Consider the following 25,009-nt stretch of genomic DNA (forward strand, 5'->3'; position numbering starts at 1 on the left):
TTTAGTTTTAACTTCTGCCCTTAATAGTTTGCTAATCAGAATTATTACCGGCCACACAAAAGATTTTTTAAATACTTAACAAGTCATTGGTTTTCAATTAAATAATTTTCCTTTTTTATATATTGATGCTTTTATGTAGATTTATTTAAGCGACTTTTTCACTTCTAAATATCGGTAAAATGGCTATCAGGTATATTTTAATAACAATACTTTGTTATCCCGGAATTTTATTCTCTCAATCAGCCGATACTACACAAGCAAATTCTACTTGGCAAATTGCCAACGAGTTTTACACTACCAAAAATTACGACAGTGCTTCTCTGTATTATGATTCAGCCGCAAATCAGTTTAAGCAGGCAGAAGTCTATAGTAGAGCTGGACATTGTTTATTGCGAACTGCAAATTGCTATTTTCGAGATTATAAATTCGAAGAAGCCATTCCGTTTTATGATGAGTGTATAGCAACTTTGTTACTAACTTATGATAAAAATGATTTAAAACTCGCTGTGCCTTATAGCAATCTCGGAAGAGCTTACAGGCAAGTTGGCAAGCCCTTTAAAGCCTTAGAATATGAACAAAAAACTTACGATATAAGATTAAATGAATTAGGTGATAATGATGTAACTACTGGACATTCGCTGTACAACCTCGGTATTTTGTATATGGATATTGGCGATTACGGTAAATCTAAAAATTGTTATTTTAAAGCACTACCTATTTATAAATCGCATTTTGGTGAGTACCATAGAAAAATTTCTGATGTATATGTGAACATGGGAATTTTGTATGATAAAGCCGGAGATGTAAACCATGCAATAACTTATTATCTAAAAGCCAATGAGATTGATATAAGCATGCATGACGAAACTTACTGGCTGCTTGCTTACAATTATAATAATCTGGGAATCTCTTATAACAATCTGGAAAATGATTCTTTAGCTAAATATTACCTTGAAAAATCTCTTATAATTGCAAATGCAAATAACTTACACGAAGTGGCGGTTTCATCTAACAGACACTTGGGAGATATATACCTTTCGCGTGAGAAATACGACAAAGCATTGAGCTTTTACAATGTAGCAATGAAAGAAAGTTTGGATAAACTAGGAGAAATACATCCACAAACACACGATTTGTATACATCTCTCTCTTTACTAAATCAAAAACAAGGGAATTACAAAATTGCCGAACAACATTTGCAAACTGCTTTAAAAATTGTAAAAGCCCTTTATAAAGACATTCATCCTTGGATTGGAGATAATTACCAACAACTTGCACAACTTTATAGGGAACAAGAAAAATTTACAGAAGCAAAAAATGCCATTAAAGCCGGAATTGGCTCAGTTTCATTTTATAAGATCAACTTTAATCAAGAATCTTCTTTTGAAAAAATACTTAATCCTACCGTTTTACTGGATTTATTAATTGAAGATGCTGCTATACTTGAAACAGAATACCAAAATGCTGATGCCAACTTATCTTCACTTTATAATGCTTTGGAAAGATACAAGCATGCAAATGCTTTGATCGATCATTTACGCAGGGGTTACATTGCAGAAGGTTCTAAAATTTTATTGCAAAAAGAAACGGTGCATGTTTACGAAAAAGCCATTAAACTCTGCAATGAGATTTATCTCAAAACCGATTCGGTTAAGTATCTGGAAATGGCTTTTGAGTTTTCAGAAAAAAATAAAGCCACCATCTTAGCCGAAACCATTCAAGCAGATGAGATAAGCAACATACAGGGTGTACCTCAAAATATTTTACAACAGGAAAAAACGCTTAAGCAAAAAATTACATTGGCTGAACAAAATCTGGCAAACGAACCTGAATCAGAAGCAATCTCTCAAGAGATTATCAATCTAAAATGGCAATACGATTCTCTTTCTAAAAAAATTGCCGATGCCTACCCTCAATATTACGATATGAAATACAACCTAGAGGTAGCTTCAGTAAATGGTATTATGGAAAACTTACCAAATAAACAGGCAGTGCTCTCTTACTTCGAAGGTGAAAATAGTTGGTATATATTCTGTATCACAAACAATTCTATCACACTAGATAAAACACAAAAACAAGATTTAAGCACCAAAGAACTACAAATTTTCAGACAAGCCATTTCCGATAATCAATCTGACTTTAGCACAATCAATCATCTTGCTTTTAAAATCTACAAAGAGTTGGTACAAAAACCATTGGCTAACCACGATGCTATCGAAACTATTACCATTGTTCCTGATGGTATTCTTGGTTATTTGCCTTTCGATGCATTGGTTAGCGAACTGTCGATAGAAACAGCCAAACCTCATTTTTTGGTGGAAGATTATGCTTTGTCTTATGTAAACTCTATGACTTTAGAAACAGGTAAATTTATTAGCGATACAAAGCCGCAAATTTCTTATGTTGGTTTTGCACCAGACTACTCCAATCAAATCGAGTCTGGAAATAATACGCTGGCTATGTATCGAGATGCCCTGTCTCAACTTTCAGGAACATCTAAAGAAGTAAATTTTGCTACTGGTATTTTTTCAGGCAAAGCATTTTTAGGAGATGATGCTACCGAAACTAATTTTAAGAATTTAAATAAATCTACTGCTATTTTACATCTTGCTATGCATGCCACGGTAGACGATGAAGACCCCAACCGATCTAAACTTTTGTTTACGCAAACAGCAGAAAATACAACCGACAGTTTAGATGATGGCTTTTTAAATGCCTTTGAAATTTATGGACTAAAGCTTTCTTCAAATTTAGCTGTATTGAGTGCTTGCAATACTGGATATGGTAAAATTCAGAAAGGGGAAGGTATTATGAGTCTTTCAAGGGCTTTCCAATATGCGGGCTGCCCAAGTATTGTAATGAGTTTGTGGCGGGCAAAAGACCAACCAACTACTGAGGTAATGGGTTATTTCTTTGAAAACTTAAAAGCTGGTTTACCAAAAAACGAAGCTTTAAGAGATGCAAAGTTAAAGTACCTCAAAACGGCAGATCCTTTAAAAGCGCACCCTGCAAACTGGGCAACATTTGTGCTTTTAGGCGACACTACTCCGGTTAAAATTCCATTTGCTACTACAAGCTGGTGGGCTACAGTAATTATTACTGTATTTATTTTAGCTTCTATGTTTTCGTATTTTTTAAGAAAGAAAAAACTACCCGCCTAAATCTTAAGCGGGTAGTAATATAGACCATAATTTAGTATGTATTAAAGATAGATTTTTGCAAATGCATTTTGCAAGTCAGCTTTTATATCATCTATGTGCTCAATTCCCACAGAAATTCTCAATTGATTTGGAGTAACACCAGACGCTTTTTGTTCTTCATCACTCAATTGTTGGTGTGTAGTAGCTGCCGGTTGGATAATCAAAGTTTTAGCATCTCCAACATTTGCCAAATGGCTAATCAACTCTAAGCTATCTACAAATTTTGCCGCTTTTTCAAGTCCTCCTTTTAATTCAAAAGTTAATACTCCGCCAAATCCCTTACGCAAATATTTTCTGGCTAATTCGTGATAAGGACTAGAAGGTAATCCCAGATAATTTACTTTCTCAACCATCGGGTGTGCTTCTAACCAAGTGGCTAGTTCCAATGCATTTTGCACGGTTCTTTCCATTCTCAGCGAAAGTGTCTCTAATCCTTGTATCAACTGGAAAGCATTAAACGGACTGATAGATGGACCAAAATCTCTTAAACCTTCTACTCTGCATCGGATGGCATAAGCTACATTTGGCAAACCAATTGGGTTTCCTTCTCCAAAAATTTCCCAGAATTTGATTCCATGATAACCTTCTGCTGGTTCTGTAAATTGAGGAAATTTCCCATTGCCCCAATTAAAATTACCGCCATCTACAATTACACCACCTATACATGTGCCATGCCCACCAATCCATTTAGTAGCAGAAGCAACCACCACATTCGCACCGTATTTAATTGGTTGGAATAAATAACCTCCAGCACCAAATGTATTGTCCACAACCAAAGGAATATTATACTTTTGAGCAATAGAAGCAATGCTTTTAAAGTCTGGAATGTTGAATCGAGGATTACCAATAGTTTCAAGATAAATGGCTTTTGTTTTACTATCAATTAATTTTTCAAATGTTTCGGGCTCGTCGTCTTCAGTAAATCTTGCCTGAATACCCAATCTTTTAAATGTGACTTTAAATTGGTTGTAAGAGCCTCCGTAAAGGTTTTTGGTACTAATAAAATTATCTCCTGCTTGTAGAATGTTACTTAGTGCAACAAATTGAGCGGCTTGTCCCGATGCTACTGCAATGGCTGCTACTCCACCTTCTAAAGCTGCGATGCGTTTCTCGAAAACATCTGCAGTTGGATTCATTATTCTAGAATAGATGTTGCCAAATTCTTTTAGTGCAAAAAGGTTAGCACTGTGTTCTGAGTTTTTAAATGTGTATGAAGTTGTCTGGTAGATTGGAACTGCTCTCGAACGGGTTGTTTCGTCGATTTCCTGTCCTGCATGCAATTGTAAAGTTTCAAATTTCAGTGAATTAGTCATGATCTTGTTTTTTTTAAATTTTCAATATTTAGAATTTTTAGATCCCATTTTCGGGTGTTTTCGAGGCTTAATAGGAAGGGGAAAAAGATTATTACCGGCCGCTGAAAAATTTTTTTATTTTTTTTTCAAATAGTGTTGTAACAACCTGTAAAAGGCTATTTTTCTAAGTATTTTTTTTCTTTAGAGAAGAATTTACAATTGCCTAGTAGGTAAAATTGAGAAAGTATAAGTATATTTCTTTTTTTCATCATCCCCTTTTTAGCAATGGCTCAGGTTAAATCTACCATTAGGTATTGTGACCTAAACCGGGAAGTTTCTGTAGAGAAACCCGGATTAAGTATATTAGAATATTCTATTATTAATAAAATACCACATTTGCACGAATGCGGAGGTCATGGCTTGTGCACCACTTGCAGAATTAGGGTGATCGACGGAGCAGAAAATCTCTCTTCGCCAACAAAACAAGAAATTGAAACTGCTAAAAAAAGAAACTGGGACCCTTCTATCCGTTTGGGTTGCCAAACAAAACTTAAACACAACCAAGTAGCTTTAGAAAGATTACTTTGGACAAGTGCCGAGATTAGTAATCTTCAATTAGAAACAATTCCTTTTGGTATTGGAGATGAGTTAGAACTGGCATTTCTATTTTGTGACATGCGCAATTTTACACCTTTGGCAAACCAACATTCTAATTTCGATTTGGCACATATGCTCAATCGCTTTTTTAGTACGTTGGGCGATCCTGTTTTTATGAACAATGGCATAATTTACCAATACGCTGGTGATGAAATTGTAGCGCTTTTTGGAACAGACAAATGTTCTAAAACTAAAATGTGTTCAAATGCTGCAAGAGCTGCTTTAGGAATGTTATATGCCCTAGAAAGATTAAATAAATGGGAATTAAAGGAATTTAATGCAAATTTTGAAGTGGGAATCGGCTTGCATTTCGGTAAAGCATTTGTCGGAAATATCGGCCACTCCAGACATAAACAGTTTGCTGTAATAGGTGACTCGGTAAATGTAACAAGCAGAATACAGGGAAAAAATAAAGAACTTAAAACCAACTTGCTAGCTTCTGAAAGCTTCTACAAAAACCTACCAGAAGGAATATTCGATATTGGGAAAATTTCTACCGAAGCCTTAAAAGGCAAAGACGAACTAATTGCTGTTTACGAAATTCTTAGATATACCAATCCTGATGTGAGTTTTGGGGTACAGTCAACACTAAATGTATTACTGAAAAATGAAGAGCATTTTGCTACTAATTTTTATGCTAAAGTTTTTGAAAGAGCGCCTAGTGTTAAAAAACTTTTTCAAGAGAATATGACTGAGCAAGGTAAAATGCTCACTCATATGTTACGCGGAATTATTTACGGATTAAGCAGACCAGAACATCTAAAATTAGGGCTTCGGTCTTTGGGAGAACAACACAAACTCTATGGTGTAAAGCACGAACATTATTTGTTAATAAAAGAAATTATTTACGAATCTATCCAAGAAGAATTGGGAGCGGCTTTTACTCCCGATATTGCAAAAGCCTGGGATACTGCCCTTGATATTATTATTGATGCAATGGATGCTTAAAATCGTTTAATTATGACTTTTTAAGCGATTTAAGATTTCTTCTTATGAAAAAGTATCATATTGAATAGATAGACTAAAAATAAAGGAGATAAGACAAAAAAGATCATACTAAAATGAATTTTCCTATCACTTTTCTTTATAATCATCAAAATAGTGAAAGTCAATAAATAGATGCATACAACAAACAATACTAACATACTCCACCCAACTACCATCATACCACCCGCTGCATGATTATCATAACTCTTGCTAAATAAGTGTAGGGTAGCAACCAGAAAAAAATGTAAAACAAAATTGATATAACTAAGCCAAAATACTTTTTAGCAAAAAGTTTAATCTTATCTACCATTTCAGATCATACTGCTTTCTTCCTCAGCAAACTCTATTACAAACTTTATCTCACCAAACTTTGTAAGCTCTTCGGTTACTTTAGAAACCAAACCAAGCTTTTTAGCCATATCCATTCCCTTGTTAATGGTCGGTTTAATTCGCTTGTAATTATTTGACCGCTTGTATTTGTCGAGTCTCATAATCTCCACCAAACGATTATAGCTATACTCCACTTTATTTTCAGAAGTGCAGTGTCTCGCCTGATACAAACATTTGATAAAAAGCTCTACTCCTACGTTTGGTCTACCAGTAGAAATCGCTCTCAATTTTTTGTTTATATCAATCGGAAGAGAGAAATAAGTGGAAGGTTTGTTTGAAGGTAAATTCAAGAAAGAGGAATCTACACTCACTTTTATAGTTTTACTACCATTCTCAAAAGACAAGAAAGAGTGTATTTCTAGCAGTCTTCTTATTTCAAAACCATGTCCCATACCTTTAGTAGGATTGTACTTGGTTATCGGAATAAGAAACTCTCTGTGATGTAATTTCTGGAACGAAGCTTTAACTTGTGTTCTTTGAGCCTGTCCCGAAGATCTGATGCCCATAAACTTGTAAAGCGTGCTCAACTCAATAGTAAATGATGCTCTGTTTATATTTTCCATATAGGTGAGCTCATTTCTCGATTGAGACAGCTGTGCCAGTATCAATACAGCAGTAAGCAATCTTACTTCATTACCAGTAAGCTGCTTAGCAATTTTATCTCTTATCTGAGTATCCAGCCTCTCTTCTATCTCCTGAGGGAATTCAATTGAGTATTCATCTTTCCCATTTTCATTCAATTTCAGAATCCTGTGAATCGAACTATTGATCTCACTGGCTATATCTGGTTTTAATTGATTACTATCATCAAAAACAGAAAGCTGCTTAATTTGCTGCCTTGTCTCAATTTTGAGAAGCCTACTCGGATAATTGACTGTATTGGTGCTGTTAACTTTCATGTATCAATAATATTCATTCAGGATATTTAGCACAAGTAAAAAATAATCTTTTTTACTCGTTCAGGGTATATTATGACTCGCAACAAGTACATTATGACTTAACTCTTGTACATTATGACTTACTTATTGGCTATTTATACTAGTAGTGGGGATATTCTGACGCGATTTATGTACATTATGACTTATTAAATGTCTCTTTTTACTCACCTTTGGTATATTATGACTTACTACTTGTACATTATGACTTATTGCAATATTTTGTACATTCTGACTTACCATTTTAACCTTTTGACTTTTAGAAGGTAAGTAAAGACTTAAAATATGTCTATTACGACTTAATTATTGTACATTATGCGGGAAATATGCGTACATGATATTGATTATCAGATAGTTATGATGGTAATTTTCTCTATATAATATATAAAAGATATAAAAACTTTTATTAGAGAAATTCAGTTGAAATTTCTCTATTCATCATCTTCAGTATTTTTATTTTCAATTCTTTTCTCTGGGTTTAGTTCTTCAGGAAACTTTCCAGTGTTTTCATTAATCATCGATCTAACTTTGCTGTGGTTTTCTTTATTCCAAGTTTCAACAGTGTCTAAATCTGTAATGCCGAGTTTAAAGCTTTCGTTAGTTAGTTCTGTGGCAAAATCACGACCTTTAAGTAACAAAAGTGGTAATTCAACATCTTCCATCGTTTGGCCATTAAATAAGACCTTACGACCTTTGTAGTCTATTTGAATGTAATCTTCATAAGTTCCATTAATACTTTTGATATTAGCCAACAAGCGCTGTTTTGTAGCCTCTAATTTTGAAAATGCTTCTACCCTTTTATTTTCTTTAAGGGCTTTTAATGTTTCTTCACACTGAATAAAATATTGTCTGGCTTTGGCTCCCAATTCGTTATTTTCGACCATACAAAGCTCTTTAGCCATGTGTATAGTCATTAAATAATCTGTTGCTCCGCGACCTCCAGTACCTTTTACTAAAACTTTAGTAAAAGTAACATTTTCTTTAAAATTGTATTTATTTATTCTGTTTTTAATCCAATCGTTAAACCTCGATTTTACTTCAAGATATTCATAAAGATCGCGAGCAGAAATTAGATTGCCTTTGTATATTTTAATCAGTTCCATCGCATAAGGGGGTTAAAAAATCACTTCTGTTTTTGGCTGTTTAAAGCTTCTTTTTTAAGAGAATCTAATAATGTTTTTACCATGTCAAACTCACTTGCATTACTTTGTACAGATAGCTTAGAGAAAGCATCAAGTGTTTCTTTTTTTAAGTTAACAAAATCATTAGAATTATCGTTTTCTGTAAGCTTAACTACCTCCTTAGAGTCAACCTTTAAAACAAACTTTTCTATATCATTTACCGACTTAAAAACAGGTTTTTGCTTGCCACTGTACTTACCTAACTTTTGCAGCGAAGACTTTTTTACTTTCTCTTTTCCGGCAAGTATTTCCTGTTTTAATTCTGGGTTTGAACTTCCAATAAAGTTAATACCCTTTGCAAAGCTTGCATCTCTTTCAATTGTTTTAGGAGATACTTTATACTCTTCGGCTAGTTTGATGTGAGTGGGTTGTTCGTCATTTTGACGATTAACCTTGTCTTTATTAAACTGGTTAACTCCTTTAGAGTTTGTTTTTTTCTTTTTATCACGCTCATAACGCAAGCCACGAAGGTAGCTGCGCTGTTCATTTGTAAGGTTTCTCCTGCCCAACTGGTTTATAATCATCCAGTCTTTTACAGATTCAAAGTCTGGTAGATCGAGAAATTTCTTTCCATACTTTACAGTCTTGCCTTCACGCTCAAGGCCTTTAACTATTGCCATTCTGTTATGGCCATCTACCAGCACATGCCCCCTTTCAGGATCGTTCCAGAGTATTAAATCTTCTCTTACACCTTCTTGCTCAATACTATCCTTTAAAAGCTGTAATTCCTCATCTTGCAATGGCGGTATAAAAGACTTGAGTATTGGGTCTATAATAATTTCCTTACGCTCAGCCCTGCTAATAATATCGTCGAATGCCTGATTATTATCAACGGCAGAAACATTGATATTCTCTTTTGCTTTTTGTCTTAGTTTATCTCTGGTTTTAGCCATTTTTCTTCAGAATTTCTAATGCTAGGTTTTCGTAATCGTGAGCTCCTTTGCCTTTTGGGTCGTAGGTGAAAATATCTTCACCAGCTATAGTACTTTCTTTAAATTTGGTGGTATGCCTAATTCGGGTATGTAGAATTTTTCCCGGAAAATGTTTTTCTAGTTCTTCTAAGCCAATATCGGTAGCTACAGTATTTTGGATAAACAAAGTAATAAGCACTCCCATAAGTTCAATATTGCTATTAAGGCGCTTCTTTATTTTGTTGTTGATAAAGCGATAAACTTCTAAAAGACCATCTATAGAGAACCTGTCTGTTTGAGTTGTGATAAGAAATTTAGTAGAAGTTGTAATTGCATTGATGGTATAAACACCCAAAGAAGGTGGGCAATCAATCAATACAAAATCATATTTTTTTTTAACAGATTCTATCGCATCAGCTAGTATGTAGTATCTGTTAATGTCGCTTTCTACCTCACTTTCAATAGAAGCCAGTGCTAATTGTGAAGGTACAATATGGAAGAACTCATCTTCTTGTAAGATAGGCAGGCTTTCTTTGTCTTTGTAAGTATGGTAAACAGATTTGCTAAAATCAGTAAATCCAAGACCATGAGTAAGATTTGCCTGACTATCATTATCTATTACCAAAACTTTTTTCTTTAATCTTGATAAAGCTTTCCCAAGATTTATAGCAGTTGTAGTTTTTCCTACACCACCTTTCAAATTTAAAATCGAAACTATTTCGGCCATTAAGAGAAATTATTGTTACAGAGTAAGTGCTGAAAACTCAGCAAATTTTGACACTTAAATTAAAAAAAATTAAAGTTAGAAAAGCGTTCAGTGATTACAAAATGAATTGATTTAGAACCTGCTTTTTTAGATAAAAAATTGATTATAATTTTCAAAGAACAGGAGTTTATCATAGATCAGACTTGTAAAAAAACTGTGAAACAAAGGAAAACATTTTATTGCAATAAATTGAAACAGTTGAAGAAAAATGTGATAAAAAAATCACTTTGGGATTGAAAAAATTATGTGAGTAAGAAAGCAATTAAAACATTGCCATAATTGAGGTAAACACAAAAAGTAAGCTAAAACCTAACAGTTATAATGATGTTGAAATTTTATTAATTAACTGGCATTTCAATAAAAAAATTGAGAAATTATGCTAGATTAGAATACGTTTTGAAAGAAAATTACCATTATTTATAATAAAAGTTAAAAAAATCTAGAATCAAACATTTATTAGATTGAAAGCAGTTGTTTTTTTTAATGAGTATTTTAAAATTATCTAAGTGTCAGATGTCAATGTAATATTATCTAATACATGTAAATTATTAGTATAGTCGGAATAAAACGGGTATAAAATGGGATCTAAAACAGATTTACACTTAGTGGAAAGAGGAGATAACGCCGAATTAGAAAGTGTTGAAATAAGTGAAGATACTTTTAAAACATTGGTAGAAAACCTACCAGACATCGTTTTTAGATATGATAAAAACCTGAGGGCAATTTTTATTAATAGTCAGGGTTTGGAGCAGTTACAAATTGCTAGAAGGGAAGATATTTTATATAAAACAACGCTAGAGGCAGGTTATCCCGAAAGTATGTCTATCCCTTGGATGCAAAAAATTGCCCAAGTATTTGAAACTGGCAAAAAACAAACTCACAACAAGCAATATATTTTTAATGAAAAGGTGGAATTCTTCCATAGTATTTTAGCACCTGAATTCGACACCCAAGGTAAAGTAAAGTCTGTTTTAACAATTACTAGAAATGTATCAGAATTACACAAAACAGAAGTAGAATTAGAGTTAAAGAATAAACAATTAGCAATAAAAAACTCTGAGTTAGAAGAGTTTTCTTATGTAGCAGCTCACGATTTAAAAGCACCTCTTACCAACCTTCAAAGCTTAGTTACATTAATTGATAATAAAATCAGTAATGAAAACCGAAGTATTTTTGATAAAATAAAACAGGTAGTAGAAATACTTACCAATAAATTAAACTCATTTAATGATGTAATTGCTATTAAATCTAATTTGAGAGTAGAGAAGGAGTCAGTGCTGTTTGAAGATGTATTAGCCGAAGTGAAATTTAAATTAAAAGAAGAAATTATCGAATCGGACATTAACATAAGAGCAGATTTTTCCAATTCACCAGAAATTACCTATAGCCCTTCACACTTGCACAGTATCTTATACAATTTATTAAAGAATGCGATAAGGTTTAGAAATCTTATGGTAAAATCAGAAGTGTTTTTATCTACTAATATCTGTAATGGTAAAACACTCTTATCGGTTAAAGATAATGGTATTGGATTTAACGAGGAGATGGGAACTAACAAAATATTTGGCTTATTTAAAAGAATGCATACTCATACAGATGGTTTAGGAGTTGGACTTTACCTAGTAAAAACAATTGTAAATTCACAAGGTGGGCATATCGAAGTTAGTAGTAAAATTAATTTAGGAACTGAATTTAGGATTTATTTATAAGCTTAAAGGTATGACTGAACAAGCATATTTAACAAGTAATGTGTTGCTTGTAGAAGATGATGAAATCGCAAGTTTTATTTCTAGTAATGTTTTAAAAAGTGTAGGTATTGTAAACATCAGTGCAGTAGAAAATGGTTTACAAGCTTGTTCATTTTTAGAAAACAACTGCCCAGATTATATATTTTTAGACTTAAGTATGCCTGTAATGGATGGTTTCGAGTTTTTAGAAGCTTATCAAAAAAATGGCTATTGTGCCAATCATACAAAAATTATTATTCTTACCTCATCTATCAGACCTTCAGATAAAGAAAAAGCATCAGAATATAACAATATTATTGGTTATATAGAAAAGCCACTAGATGCAGAAAAAGTAAAAAATGTGCTAGCTAATATGTAAATTATAGATATAATAATCCAGTCGAAATTGGAGGCTTAGTTTATACTTTAAACTAAATAAAGGATGTAAAATTAAGAAGATTTTAGAATGCTAATATTTCTATAAAACGATTTAGTTGCATTTATAGACATTAAGCATCTCTTTTGAAAATTTTGGATAATAAACTTGTAGAATTCTTTAAAGATTGTTCCCTTTACTTCAAAAAAAGCTTTTTAATTATCGAAATTGTAATTATTGTCTTTAAATTTCTCCTTTAAGGATTACTAAACGGAAGGTTAATTTAGTAAACATTCATGGATATAAATAGCACTGGGAACATTGATTTACTTGTTAAAAATTTCCTAAAAGGAGACCGTAAAGCATTTGAAAAAGTATATAAGCTTTACCATCCTTTGCTATATAATTATGGATGCCAATTTAGGATAGATTCCTCAGTTGTAGACGACTTTATTCAGGATATATTTATTGATATCTGGAATTCAAGAGAGCGACTTAACATTAAACAATTAAAACCTTATCTGTTTAAGTGCCTTAGAAACAAGCTTACCAAGCAACTGGCCAAAGAAGTAAAAGAAAAAGACAAGGCTGAAAAATACTGGCGTGAAGAGTTTGAAATTTCTTACGATCCAGCCTCTTTAGGTATAGATACTGAGAATAAAACTGAATTAGAGAAAAAATTAGCTGCTTGCATAGAAGAGTTAAGTCCAAGACAGCGTGAGCTTATCTTTTTGATTTTCTATAATGACATGAGCTATATAGATGCAGCAGATGTTTTAAAAATCAAAATTAAAACTGCATACAACCAAATACACAATTCTATATCTACGCTTAGAAAATCTTTGCTATTCGTGTATCTTGGATTTGGATTATTCCAATATTTATAACTGCCAAGTTTTAAAGAAATAGGAGTTTTTGTGGTTGATTTAACTTCTAATCTCAATTACAATCAAAAAAAATTTATTTATTTTAGCTATAAAAAAGCCTTATTTGGAGGTATATAAGCCTTTTCTAAAATTTTTCAGGAAATTTTATACTTTTTTCTAAAAAAGTATGGGAAAAATGAAACCTTTTTGACTCCTTAATATAAAACCAACTATAAATATTAAAATTTTTATGAATAGCAAAGAGGATTTTCTAAATAATGACCTTTTTAGGAAGTGGGTTAACTCCAATGATGAGGAGGTTAATAACTACTGGCAACAGTGGATGAAGGATAATCCTGATTTGGCTAATTCTGCGAAAGAAAATCGAGAACTGTTTAGAGCAATGCGCTTTGAAGAGTTTAAGCCAAAAGAGAATTTAGTAAATAGCTCTTGGAATAAGGTGGATAGTTTAACCAAACCTAAGAGAAGATTTATCAATTTAAATACAATTGTGAAAATAGCTGCAGTATTGGCTGTGGCAGTAGTTGCATATTTTCCGATAAAGGAGCAATTAACAAAAAAGGAGCAGGAGCTAAAAAAGCCTGAACAAACAATAGTGTATGTAGAGAAGCAAGCTAAAAAGGGGAGTAAGCTTACTTTAAATTTAGGCGATGGTTCTATTATTAAATTAAATGCAGGAAGTAGCATTATTTACCCATCAACTTTTGCTGCAGATAAGCGAGAAGTAGAATTAAAAGGGGAGGCTTACTTTGAAATTGCTCACGACGAAAACAGACCTTTTACTGTAAAATCTGACAAACTGCTTACAACAGTATTAGGGACCAAGTTTTCTATAAATGCATTTAAAAAAGAAAAGATAAAAATAACTTTGGTTTCAGGAAAAGTGAAAGTAGAAAACACGACTAAGACTGATGAAGAGCCTGTTTATTTGGAACCGGGGCTAAAAGTAGTTTTAAGAAACAATCAGCTTAATAAAGAAAAACTGGATAGTGCCTACGACCTTGGTTGGAAAGACGGTATGATTACCTTTAAAGATGAAGACATTGATGAAATTAAAGAGAAGTTGGAGAACTGGTATGGTGTAGATATTCAGATTAACAACAAAGGAAAAATAGCTAGGTCTTTTAAAGGCATTTATAGAAATGAGTTGCTTACCAATGTACTTGCTAGTATTGGATACGCAATGAATTTTGAATATGAAATTAACGGTAACAATGTACTTATTGTCGGAAAATAAAAACAAAACAAATATGATATGAACAATACGAGCTAAAAAAAGGCAGTACCAACAACGATACTGCCACAAAACTTCAAATCCTTATAACCATACGTCAGATGTCGCCAAACAAATCAACCATGGTTAGCAAGGACTATAATTTTGTTTAATTAAGTAACTACACAAAAATATGAATTTGAAATTAAACTATTTACGATTACTTAAAATGCTTTCAAAATACACACTATACGGCATTTTAATGCAAACATGCTTTTATACATTTTTGTTAGCAGAAGATAGTGCGGCACAAAGAAAAAGCGTGAGAGATGTTTACGTAACTGTAAACGATTCATACAATTCGGTCAACGAAGTTTTTAAAACTATCGAGAGCCAGACCGATTTTGAGTTTGCATATTCTAAGAGATACATTCCTAGAACCAAGAATATTTCTTTAACCTCTGGAAAGAGAGTTGTAAAGGAGGTATTGTTGGAAATCTCAAGAGAATGCCGATTAAAATTTAAGCAGGTTAATAACAGTATTTCTGTTAATATTTTGCCGGGCGACTTATACAACAATACGGGTATAGTAGAAATTGTTCAGCCGAGAGTTGTTACCGGAACCGTTACAAGTGAAGAAGACGGTTTAGGTTTACCAGGTGTGAACATTTTGATAAAAGGCACCAACAATGGTACAATCACAGATGTAGATGGTAAATATAGATTAGAGATTCCGGGTGACGATGCTATTTTGGTTTTCAGTTCAATTGGGTTTCAGTCTCAAGAGATTGCAGTTGCTAACCAAAGTGACATTAGCGTTGGTATGGCAGCAGATATACAATCACTCGAAGAAATAATTGTAGTAGGTTATGGCACTCAAAAGAAAGAATCTTTAACTGGTGCTATTAGCAACATACAGAGTAAAGATTTAGAAAGAGTACACTCAGCAACAACCAGTGGTATGCTTGCAGGTAAAATGGCAGGTGTGTCTTTCAGACAACCAGATGGTAGACCGGGTCAAGGTGCTTGGTTGCAAATTAGAAATATGGGAACACCATTATTCGTAATCGATGGTATCCAAAAAGATGAAGGTCAATTTAATAACATAGCTCCTCAAGACATTGAAAGTATTACTATTCTAAAAGATGCATCAGCAGCAATTTATGGTGTAAGAGCAGCAAATGGGGTAGTAGTAGTTACAACCAAAAAAGGTAGTACCAATCAAAAAAGTACAGTAAATGTAAACACTTACTATGGTGTGCAAAACTGGTCTAGATTTCCAAAAGGTGTAGATGCTTACAACTGGATGGTTGCAAAAGCAGAAGCAGAAATGAATTTGGGAGGTAACACCCCAATCACTTCTGAAGAACTTGAGAAGTGGAAAGCTGGAACAGAGCCCGGTTATCAATCATTTGACTGGTACGACTTTATAGTGGGTAAAAATGCACCTCAGTCTTCTATTAATATAAATGCGAGTGGTGGTTCTGAAAATACAAACTACTACCTTTCGGTTTCGAGGTTTGATCAAGACGCAGTATTCGACGATTTTACATTTAACAGAACTAACCTTCAGGCTAATGTAGATACCAAAATCGCGAAGAAACTAAAGATAGGTACTCAAATAAATGGTAGAATAGAAACCAGAGATAATCCAGGTGTACCGGGTTACGACGATTATTGGCAGCCAAGATTCGCTCTATTTAGAAACAGACCTACTGAGCGCCCATATGCGAATGACAATCCTGAGTATCCAAATCATATCAGTAACATCGAAACTAACTGGGCTTTGTTAAACAAAGAGATCACAGGTTGGTGGAGATCAGACTGGAGAGTGTTACAAACCAACTTTACAGGTGAGTACGAAATTTTGGATGGTCTTACAGCAAAAGGTATGTATTCTTACTACTTCGCAGATCAGCTAACCAATACATTCGAGTATACTTATGATGTATTTACTTACGATCCGAACACAGATGTATATAACAGAACAGGTGGTAACGATAACCCATACAGAGACAGAACTCAAGAGAAAATTAACGAGCATGTAACTCAGTTTCAATTAGCTTATAACAATACTTTTGGAAAACATACCATTGGTGCTGTAGCAGTAGCAGAGAGTATTCAAAGAAGAACTCAAAGAAACTTTTTGCACTCAGTTCCTCAAACCAACTATCTGGATCTTATCCAATTTGCAGATATGGATACTTATGATGATTCTGATTACGAAGAAGCAAGATTGGGTTATATCGGTAGAATCAATTACGATTATGATAGCAAATACTACTTCGAGGTTTCAGGTAGATACGATGGTTCATGGAAATTTGCTCCAGACAAACGTTGGGGTTTCTTCCCATCAGTATCTGGTGGTTGGAGAATTTCGAGAGAAGACTTTTTTGATGTAAACTGGGTATCTAACTTAAAACTAAGAGCATCTTACGGTGAACTAGGTGATGATAATGTAGGCATTGGTTCATTCGATTATATTCCAGGTTATAACTATGCAGTGTCTAAAGTAATACTTGATGGCAACGTAATTCCAGGTTCTGCAAACAGAGGAAAACCTATCGATAACATTTCTTGGTTTACTAGTACAATCCTAGACATCGGTTTCGATTTCTCTTTATTCGACGACAAAATTACAGGTACAGTAGATTACTTTAAAAGAACTCGCGAAGGTTTAAGAGGAAGAAAATACGACGTAGTATTACCTGCTGAATTAGGTTATAGCTTACCAGACGAAAACCTAAATAGCGATGCACAATTCGGTTACGAAGGTACTTTACGCTACACTTCATCAGTAAACGGATTAAAATATAGCATTGGTGGTAACATCTCTTATGCAAGAAGTAAATTCCTTTCTTCTTACAAACCACGTTGGGGTAACTCTTGGGATCACTACAGAAACTCTCAAGAAGACAGATATCAATATACTTTCTGGGGATACGAAGTTACAGGTCAGTTCCAATCTCAAGAAGAGATCAACAACTATCCTATAAACATCGACAATGAAGGTAACAAAACATTATTACCGGGTGACTTTATCTACAAAGATATTAACAACGATGGCAAAATTGATGGCTTCGATCAAAGACCAATCGGTTACGGAACAGGTAGAAACCCAATTGTAAACTTTGGTATCAACCTTTCATTAGAATACAAAGGTTTCGATTTTACTGCTGATTTCTCTGGTGGTACTATGTACGGTTACAACCAAAACTGGGAAATGCGTTGGCCATTCCAAAATGGTGGAAACTTACTTTCTACCATGTATGATGACAGATGGCACAGAGCAGATCTTTACGATCTAAACAGTGAGTGGATTCCAGGAGCAAATCCGGCATTAAGATTTAACACTGGCTGGCACAGTAACTATAACAAAAACTCAACATGGTGGATGGTTAACATCACTTACTTGAGAATGAGAACTATGGAATTAGGTTACACAATTCCTACTACACTTACTCAAAAAATCAAATTGCAGAAAGCAAGAGTTTATGTGAACACTTACAATTTATTCTCTATCGATAATGTACACCAATTGGGAATCGACCCTGAAGTTGCAGATGAGAATGGTCTTCAGTATCCGCAGAATAAATTATTTAACCTTGGTGTGAATCTAACTTTCTAAACAAATTGAAAATGAAAAAGTATTTAATAGCATTAATATTCATGATGTCACTTACAGTTGCTTGTGAGGATGACTTCTTAGACAGAGAACCCACCAACATCCTTTTAGATGATCAGGTTTGGTCAGACGACGGATTGGTTTTATCGGTACTTGCTGATTTATATAACAGATATTACGATTTTCAACAATTAGAAAACTGGTCTGGATTTGCAGAGTTCGACGAGGCTTTTGCTTCTCAGTTCGGTCAATACTGGCGCCACCAATTCCAAGATTACGGTTACGATGCTTGGGGAGTTTGGGATTACAACTACATCCGCGATTTAAACCTGTTTATTCAACAAGGAGAACAAACTACAGAGTTGGATGAAAGCAGCAGAGTAAGATTTTTAGCAGAAGCTAGATTTTTAAGAGCTGCATTGTATTTCGAGCATGTAAAAAGAATGGGTGGTGTTCCGCTAATCTTAGAACCACTAGAGTACGATTTTAGTGGAGATCCAACTTACTTACAGTATCCAAGAAGCAAAGAGCATGAGGTTTACGATTTTGTGATTAGCGAGTTAGAGGCAATCAAAAATGATTTACCAAACAATGCTGATATTAAATCTAGAGCAACTACTGGTTTGGCTTTAGCCATGAAATCTAGAGCAGCTTTATATGCTGGTTCAATTGCGAAATATGGTGCTACTACTCCTGAGGTTTCTACATCAGGTGGTGAGGTGGGAATTCCTGCAAGCATGGCAGATGGTTACTACCAAACTGCATTGGCAGCAGCTCAAGAATTAATAAACAGTGGTACTTATGCACTTTACAATAAGAAAGACGATTTAGAAGAAAACTTTGCAAGTATTTTCTTAGATAAAGATGCGAACCCAGAAACAATCTTTGTAAAAGACTACAAAGAAAAAGGAAGAACTCACGGTTTCACAATCGAAGTAATACCAAGATCATTAAGAGAAGAAAACATCGCTGGTGGTAACTTAAATCCATCTTTAAACCTTGTTCAATCTTTCGAATATTTAGACAATACTTTCGGTGAGATCGAAACAATGGATGGCGACGGAAACTACATCTACTACGATGATCCTGCTGAAGCATTTGCTGGTCGTGATGCACGCTTAGGTGGAACAATCATTTATCCTGGAACAACTTACAGAGGTAAAGATGTAGATATCTGGGCAGGTTATATCTTAGAAGACGGAAGTACAATTTCTTCAGATCAATTAGGTGGTCAGGCAACATTACCGGGTAAATCGGTTTCTGAGCAAGTTGTTGGTTTTGATGGCCCAATCGATCAGTTAGAGTCTTCTGCTCAAGCAGGTTTTTATGTGAGAAAATACAACGATACAGATGTAGGATCAGGACAAAGAGGTACTGGTAGTGATGTTGCTTGGATCAGATATCGTTATGCAGAAGTTTTATTAAATGCTGCTGAAGCTGCTTTTGAATTAGGTCAAACTGATGTAGCACTTCCATACATCAACACAGTGCGCCAACGTGCTGGATTCACTACAGAATTAACTGCTGCTGAGTTAGATTTCGACAGAATTGTTCACGAGAGAAAAGTGGAATTAGCTTTTGAAGGTCATACACTTTTCGATATGAAAAGATGGAGATTGGCTCATAAAGTTTGGGATGGCTCTTATGCAGAACTTACCGATAATCCGGGCGATGCAGATGCAGTAAGTACAAGAGTTTATGGTTTATGGCCATACAAAGTGTACGATCCGGGTAATCCAGACGATGGGAAATGGATATTTAAAGAAGTACTACCAAGCGTGGTGAATAGTGCTCACAGGTTCCGTTTAGGAAATTACTATTCTTTCATTAATGATGGAATTAGAAATGCGAATCCTAAAATAGTAAGAAATCCAAATCAATAATGCGGGGATGGCTAATTCGAAAAACCTAAACAATTAAAAATTATGAAACTGAAAATTCAATATATAATAGCGATCATTTCAATCATTTTCGCTTCTTGTGAATACGATAACTACGATGAGCCTGATACTTTCTTAAAAGGAAGAATTGTGTATCAGGGAGAGCCGATCAATGTAAGTTACAATGATGTGTACTTTCAGTTAATTGAGCCGGGTTGGCAACTTACTTACCCAATCAATGTGGCAATAGATCAAGATGGTTCTTATTCTGCACTGCTTTTTAAAGCAGATTACAAATTGGTTTTACCAGATGGACAAGGACCATACAAATCGCTTTTAAATGCAGAGTCTAATTCAGATTCACTAGATATAAATCTTAGTGGTACAACAGAATTCGATATTGAAGTACTTCCTTACTACATGGTGAAAAACACTGGTTTTTCAGTATCTGGTAAAACAGTAACTTCTACTTTCGGACTAGATAAAATCATTACTGGCGACGATGCCAAAGATGTAGAAAGAGTAAACCTTTACATCAGTAAAACTGCTTTTGTTGATACAAGAACAAGTGTTTCTACTGCAGAAATTGGTGGTGGAGACATCGCAGATTTAAACAGCATCAGCATGAGCACAGATATTCCAGACTTAGTACCAACACAGAACTATGTGTTTGCCAGAGTAGGAGTAAAGATCGCCGGTGTAGAAGACATGTTATTCTCTGATATTCAGAAAATAGAATTCTAAATGAATAAGCCCTCCAATTGCGGGGGGCTTCCCATTTTTTGCATATGTATTTTTTGGTGGAGGTGTTTGTTACTGCATAGCTAAAGTAACCACACCTTTACTTTATCTCTGATTAAAATTTAAACGCTAAATAGCATCCAAATGAAAAAACAATTATCGATTCTTATTCTGCTTTTTGCATCTTTCTCACTATTCGGGCAAGATGGCGACTGGCAGCTTATCAAGGATAAAATTACTACAGAGTGGTCAGAAGAGGTAGATCCAGTAAATGTGCTACCCGAATATCCAAGACCACAAATGAAAAGAGACAATTGGCAAAACCTAAATGGTTTGTGGGAATACGCCATAGTTTCTAAGAATGAATCAAAACCAACAAACTTCCAAGGTAAAATATTAGTGCCATTCGCAGTTGAATCAGCTTTATCAGGAGTAGGTAAAACACCAACCAAAGAAGATAACCTTTGGTACAAAACTTCTTTTACTGTTTCTAAAAGTATGAAGAGAAAAAATGTAATTCTACATTTTGGTGCTGTTGACTGGGAAACTGAGATTTTTGTAAACGGCAAAAAAGTGGGTTCGCACAAAGGCGGATTCGATCCGTTTAGCTTTGATATAACAACGTACATCACTAAGTCTGGCTCACAGGAGCTAACAGTAAAAGTTTGGGATCCAACAAGCGATGGACCACAGCCAAGAGGTAAGCAAGTAAACAGACCAGAAGGTATTTGGTATACGTCTGTAAGTGGTATCTGGCAAACAGTATGGTTAGAAGGTGTAGCTCCAACTTACATCAAAGACATTAAAAACACACCAAACATTTCTAACAACACCATTACTGTAGCAACTGATATTGCCAATGCACAAGCAGGAGATAATGTAAAAGTTACTGTACTAAATGGCGAAACAGAGTTATCAGCAAAAACAGTAGAAGCTGGGAAAGAGGTAGTAATTACAGTGACTAACCCAGAATTATGGACGCCAGATAATCCACATCTTTATAACCTAAAGATTGAACTACTAAGAAAAGACAAATCGCTTGATGCAGTAGAAAGCTATTTTGCAATGCGTTCGATCACCAAGAAAAAAGACAATGAAGGTGTATACAGAATGATGTTGAACGACGAGTTTGTATTCCAGTATGGCCCGCTAGATCAAGGTTGGTGGCCTGATGGTCTATACACTGCGCCAACTGATGAGGCATTAAAGTTCGACATTGTTAAAACCAAAGAAATGGGCTTTAACATGATCAGAAAACACGTGAAAGTAGAGCCAGCTCGCTGGTACTATTACTGCGATATGTTAGGTATGTTGGTTTGGCAAGATATGCCAAGCGGCGACCAAGGTTCAAGATGGAACAACAGACCGGGAATTACAGGAGCAGGTTACGACATGGATCGCTCAGCAGCATCAGAAGAAATTTACAGAACTGAGTGGGAGTCTATTATGGATGCACTTTACAACTTCCCAAGTATTGTGGTTTGGGTTCCATTTAATGAAGCATGGGGACAGTTTAAAACCAAAGAAATTGTAGAGTGGACTGCTAAGTTAGACCCAACAAGATTAGTGAACGAAGCAAGTGGTGGAAACTTCCATTACTCAGGCGATATCATCGACTTACACAACTATCCAGACCCAGCAATGCCAGACGCTAAAATATTTGGTGGAAAGCAAGTAGTTGTATTGGGTGAGTTTGGTGGATTAGGTTTACCGCTAGAAGGTCACATTTGGCAAGAAAAGGATAACTGGGGTTACAGAACTTTCAAAACCAAAGATGAACTTAAAAACAGATATGCAAAGCTTATGGAAGAATTGGCGAAACTAGTTCCAATGGGACTATCAGCCGCTGTATACACCCAAACAACAGACGTAGAAGGAGAAGTTAACGGTTTGATGAGTTACGACAGAAAGGTAATTAAAATGCCTGAAAACTTCTTAAAAGACCTTCATAAGCAATTATATAAGCATAGAATAGACTTTTAATCTAAAACAAGATACATCTCATAAAAGATGACTAACAATAGCAATTTTCATTTTCATATTTTTTGCAGATTATTAACAGGTATTTTATCTGTTTGTATTTTAATTGGTTGTAATTCTGATGATAGTATGGTATCCAATTCTCCTCTTGAAGAAGAGGTGGATACCATCTCCATCGGAGAGTTTAAAAACCCAGTTTTTCAGCCAGTTTTTGCAGACCCATCTGTTGTTAAAGGCGACGACGGTTACTTCTACGCCTATGCAACAGAAGACGATTGGGGAAAAGGAGATGTGCACTTAGTGCCCATTATCCGATCTACAGATTTAGTAAATTGGGATTATGTTACAGATGCTTTTGAAACAAAGCCAACTTGGAAAGATCATGGTTTTATTTGGGCACCAGATGTAACCAAGGTCGATGGTAAATACTACATGTATTATTCTTATTCTTTGTGGGGAGATAGCGATCCGGGAGTGGGTTTGGCAATTAGCGACAAACCAGAAGGGCCATTTAAAGATCAAGGGAAACTGTTTATCAGTAGCGAAGTAGGAGTATCAAATTCAATTGACCCATTCTATATCGAAGACGATGGCAAAAAGTATCTTTTCTGGGGAAGTTTCCACGGTATTTATGGTATTCGCCTTACTGATGATGGCAAAGCGATAGAAGGAGAGAAGTTCCAAGTAGCAGGTGATTTTATGGAAGCGACCTACATTTATCCTAAAGATGGTTACTACTACTTATTCGGTTCGGCAGGAACTTGCTGCGATGGAGCCAATAGCACTTACAAAGTTGTAATTGGCAGGTCAGAAAATGTTGAAGGACCTTATGTGAGCAAAGAAGGAAACAGCTTTATCAATACCATGGGTAGTATTTTGTTAGATGCCAATGCTACTGGTGGCTATGCAGGTCCGGGGCATAATGCCGAATTGATAACTGATGATGAAGGGAACGATTGGATATTGTATCATGCCATTAGCAAAACAGAACCTTATTTGCCTGCTGGTGCAACAAAAAGACCATTGATGTTGGAGAAGATTACTTGGAAAGATGGCTGGCCAACAATAAAAAATAATCAACCGGGAACAGGTGTACAGAATGCTCCGGTATTCGAATAAGTTTTACAAACCCTGTTTCAGAAAAACAGAACTGATGAATAAAAACCTATTATTATTAAGTTTTTACTTTTTAATAAGTCTACTACCAGTTGTTGTAAATGCGCAGCAAAACCAGAATCAACACAAGGCACCTGCTCCGCTATTTAGAGATCCAATCTACGATGGCGCAGCAGACCCAGTGTTGGTATGGAACCGCGAAGAAAAAAAATGGTGGATGCTCTACACGCAGCGAAGAGCAAATGTTGATGCACAAGATGTGGCTTTTTGCTATGGTACTAAAATCGGAATCGCTTGCTCAGACGACGAAGGGAAAAGTTGGTATTATCGCGGGGCACTCGATCTGGAATTCGAAAGAGGGATCAATACCTTTTGGGCACCAGATGTAGTTTACCACGATGGCACTTACCACATGTTTGTGTCTTACATCAAAGGAGTAAGAAATCATTGGAGTGGATTGGCAACTATGGCACATTACACCAGCAAAAACCTGTGGGATTGGGAATTTCAAGATTTAGTGAAGCTTACTTCTGATAATGTAATCGATGCTACCTTATATCAAATGCCAGATGGTATATGGAAAATGTGGTTTAAAGATAGCACTAGAGGAAGTGTAACCATGCTTGCCGAAAGTTCCGATTTATTCAATTGGAAATTTGATGAAAAACCGGCAATTGGAGGCAAGGCACATGAAGGGCCGAAAGTATTTCACTTTCAAGATTATTACTGGATGTTAACTGATGAATGGGCAGGAATGAGGGTATACCGATCTAAAGATACTCAAAACTGGGAGAAACAAGGTATGATTCTCACAGATGCCAGTGCAAGGCCAGAAGATACACCAAGTGGCGCACATGGGGATGTTGTGGTACTCGGAGATAAAGCGTATGTTTTCTATTTCACACATCCGGGTAGAGAAACCCATTTCGAAGGAAGTCTAAATGAGCATGGTGTTTTACCATATCCAAAAAGACGATCAAGCATTCAGGTAGCAGCACTGCAATTTACAGAAGGCACACTCAAATGCGATAGGAGTGATGATTTCAAATTCATCATGAGCAATCCTGAAGAATTGGAATAGCAAAACAACAGAAGCAAAACATTATTCATATTAAAATTTAAAAGAATGATCAAGTATGTAAAAA

The 25,009-nt window shown here is 35.1% G+C and carries 17 protein-coding genes; 12 read left to right on the forward strand and 5 right to left on the reverse strand.

All coding sequences use genetic code 11. From position 1 onward, the window contains the following. The first annotated feature begins 179 nt into the window (after positions 1–179). Positions 180–3,161, forward strand: coding sequence for a CHAT domain-containing protein (locus OQ292_RS27755; RefSeq protein WP_284687548.1), 2,982 nt, complete (start codon positions 180–182; stop codon positions 3,159–3,161). 41 nt (positions 3,162–3,202) lie between these two features. Here OQ292_RS27755 and OQ292_RS27760 read toward each other — a convergent pair whose 3' ends face one another. Then, positions 3,203–4,513: an O-acetylhomoserine aminocarboxypropyltransferase/cysteine synthase family protein gene (locus OQ292_RS27760; protein WP_284687549.1), complete on the reverse strand. Its 1,311-nt coding sequence runs from the start codon at positions 4,511–4,513 to the stop codon at positions 3,203–3,205. Positions 4,514–4,777: 264 nt separating this feature from the next. On the opposite strand from OQ292_RS27760, the gene OQ292_RS27765 reads away from it, so the two are divergent. Beyond that, entirely contained in the window at positions 4,778–6,097 is a 1,320-nt protein-coding gene (locus OQ292_RS27765; RefSeq protein ID WP_284687550.1) for an adenylate/guanylate cyclase domain-containing protein, read from the forward strand. Between the two features lie 350 nt (positions 6,098–6,447). Here the strand turns inward: OQ292_RS27765 and OQ292_RS27770 are convergent, their stop codons facing one another. The 4 genes from OQ292_RS27770 to OQ292_RS27785 form a co-directional block, all read right to left on the reverse strand. Beyond that, positions 6,448–7,425 carry a hypothetical protein gene (locus tag OQ292_RS27770; RefSeq protein WP_284687551.1) on the reverse strand — a complete coding sequence of 326 codons (978 nt, stop codon included), beginning with the start codon at positions 7,423–7,425 and terminating at the stop codon, positions 6,448–6,450. Positions 7,426–7,892: 467 nt separating this feature from the next. Beyond that, positions 7,893–8,564, reverse strand: coding sequence for an antA/AntB antirepressor family protein (locus OQ292_RS27775; protein WP_284687552.1), 672 nt, complete (start codon positions 8,562–8,564; stop codon positions 7,893–7,895). Positions 8,565–8,584: 20 nt separating this feature from the next. Then, a complete protein-coding gene (locus tag OQ292_RS27780; protein ID WP_284687553.1) occupies positions 8,585–9,535 on the reverse strand; it encodes a ParB N-terminal domain-containing protein in 951 nt (316 codons plus the stop codon). Next, positions 9,528–10,280, reverse strand: coding sequence for a ParA family protein (locus OQ292_RS27785; protein ID WP_284687554.1), 753 nt, complete (start codon positions 10,278–10,280; stop codon positions 9,528–9,530). Before OQ292_RS27785 ends, OQ292_RS27780 begins: the two co-directional genes overlap by 8 nt. Before the next feature lie 617 nt (positions 10,281–10,897). Between OQ292_RS27785 and OQ292_RS27790 the strand changes: the two genes are divergently transcribed. From OQ292_RS27790 to OQ292_RS27835, 10 genes are all read left to right on the forward strand, one after another. Then, a complete protein-coding gene (locus tag OQ292_RS27790) occupies positions 10,898–12,028 on the forward strand; it encodes a sensor histidine kinase (protein ID WP_284687555.1) in 1,131 nt (376 codons plus the stop codon). Between the two features lie 10 nt (positions 12,029–12,038). Then, the gene (locus OQ292_RS27795) at positions 12,039–12,425 is read left to right on the forward strand and encodes a response regulator (RefSeq protein WP_284687556.1); all 387 of its coding nucleotides are present in this window, start codon (positions 12,039–12,041) and stop codon (positions 12,423–12,425) included. A 293-nt stretch (positions 12,426–12,718) separates the two neighbouring features. Then, positions 12,719–13,309, forward strand: a complete 591-nt coding sequence (locus tag OQ292_RS27800) for an RNA polymerase sigma factor (protein ID WP_284687557.1) — start codon at positions 12,719–12,721, stop codon at positions 13,307–13,309. A 229-nt stretch (positions 13,310–13,538) separates the two neighbouring features. Then, positions 13,539–14,546: a FecR family protein gene (locus tag OQ292_RS27805; protein WP_284687558.1), complete on the forward strand. Its 1,008-nt coding sequence runs from the start codon at positions 13,539–13,541 to the stop codon at positions 14,544–14,546. A gap of 169 nt (positions 14,547–14,715) precedes the next feature. After that, positions 14,716–18,150, forward strand: coding sequence for a SusC/RagA family TonB-linked outer membrane protein (locus OQ292_RS27810; RefSeq protein WP_284687559.1), 3,435 nt, complete (start codon positions 14,716–14,718; stop codon positions 18,148–18,150). A gap of 11 nt (positions 18,151–18,161) precedes the next feature. Further along, positions 18,162–20,030: a RagB/SusD family nutrient uptake outer membrane protein gene (locus OQ292_RS27815; RefSeq protein WP_284687560.1), complete on the forward strand. Its 1,869-nt coding sequence runs from the start codon at positions 18,162–18,164 to the stop codon at positions 20,028–20,030. Positions 20,031–20,072: 42 nt separating this feature from the next. Next, on the forward strand, positions 20,073–20,771 hold the full coding sequence (locus OQ292_RS27820; protein WP_284687561.1) for a DUF3823 domain-containing protein: 699 nt from the start codon (positions 20,073–20,075) through the stop codon (positions 20,769–20,771). Between the two features lie 141 nt (positions 20,772–20,912). Next, positions 20,913–22,751: a glycoside hydrolase family 2 protein gene (locus tag OQ292_RS27825; RefSeq protein ID WP_284687562.1), complete on the forward strand. Its 1,839-nt coding sequence runs from the start codon at positions 20,913–20,915 to the stop codon at positions 22,749–22,751. 27 nt (positions 22,752–22,778) lie between these two features. Continuing rightward, positions 22,779–23,867 (forward strand): DUF5005 domain-containing protein, encoded by a 1,089-nt coding sequence (locus OQ292_RS27830; protein ID WP_284687563.1) that lies wholly within the window; start codon positions 22,779–22,781, stop codon positions 23,865–23,867. A gap of 34 nt (positions 23,868–23,901) precedes the next feature. Further along, positions 23,902–24,945: a family 43 glycosylhydrolase gene (locus tag OQ292_RS27835; RefSeq protein ID WP_284687564.1), complete on the forward strand. Its 1,044-nt coding sequence runs from the start codon at positions 23,902–23,904 to the stop codon at positions 24,943–24,945. Positions 24,946–25,009 lie beyond the last annotated feature (64 nt).

The sequence above is a fragment of the Chondrinema litorale genome, from assembly GCF_026250525.1.
Taxonomy (GTDB): Bacteria; Bacteroidota; Bacteroidia; order Cytophagales; family Flammeovirgaceae; genus Chondrinema; species Chondrinema litorale.

Coding starts and splice junctions, on each gene's coding strand:
- OQ292_RS27780 (WP_284687553.1), bottom strand. CDS start 9,535: ATGGCTAAAACCAGAGATAAACTAAGACAAAAAGCAAAAGAGAATATC.
- OQ292_RS27800 (WP_284687557.1), top strand. CDS start 12,719: ATGGATATAAATAGCACTGGGAACATTGATTTACTTGTTAAAAATTTC.
- OQ292_RS27810 (WP_284687559.1), top strand. CDS start 14,716: ATGAATTTGAAATTAAACTATTTACGATTACTTAAAATGCTTTCAAAA.
- OQ292_RS27760 (WP_284687549.1), bottom strand. CDS start 4,513: ATGACTAATTCACTGAAATTTGAAACTTTACAATTGCATGCAGGACAG.
- OQ292_RS27770 (WP_284687551.1), bottom strand. CDS start 7,425: ATGAAAGTTAACAGCACCAATACAGTCAATTATCCGAGTAGGCTTCTC.
- OQ292_RS27820 (WP_284687561.1), top strand. CDS start 20,073: ATGAAACTGAAAATTCAATATATAATAGCGATCATTTCAATCATTTTC.
- OQ292_RS27825 (WP_284687562.1), top strand. CDS start 20,913: ATGAAAAAACAATTATCGATTCTTATTCTGCTTTTTGCATCTTTCTCA.
- OQ292_RS27805 (WP_284687558.1), top strand. CDS start 13,539: ATGAATAGCAAAGAGGATTTTCTAAATAATGACCTTTTTAGGAAGTGG.
- OQ292_RS27755 (WP_284687548.1), top strand. CDS start 180: ATGGCTATCAGGTATATTTTAATAACAATACTTTGTTATCCCGGAATT.
- OQ292_RS27785 (WP_284687554.1), bottom strand. CDS start 10,280: ATGGCCGAAATAGTTTCGATTTTAAATTTGAAAGGTGGTGTAGGAAAA.
- OQ292_RS27835 (WP_284687564.1), top strand. CDS start 23,902: ATGAATAAAAACCTATTATTATTAAGTTTTTACTTTTTAATAAGTCTA.
- OQ292_RS27815 (WP_284687560.1), top strand. CDS start 18,162: ATGAAAAAGTATTTAATAGCATTAATATTCATGATGTCACTTACAGTT.
- OQ292_RS27765 (WP_284687550.1), top strand. CDS start 4,778: ATGGCTCAGGTTAAATCTACCATTAGGTATTGTGACCTAAACCGGGAA.
- OQ292_RS27830 (WP_284687563.1), top strand. CDS start 22,779: ATGACTAACAATAGCAATTTTCATTTTCATATTTTTTGCAGATTATTA.
- OQ292_RS27795 (WP_284687556.1), top strand. CDS start 12,039: ATGACTGAACAAGCATATTTAACAAGTAATGTGTTGCTTGTAGAAGAT.
- OQ292_RS27775 (WP_284687552.1), bottom strand. CDS start 8,564: ATGGAACTGATTAAAATATACAAAGGCAATCTAATTTCTGCTCGCGAT.
- OQ292_RS27790 (WP_284687555.1), top strand. CDS start 10,898: ATGGGATCTAAAACAGATTTACACTTAGTGGAAAGAGGAGATAACGCC.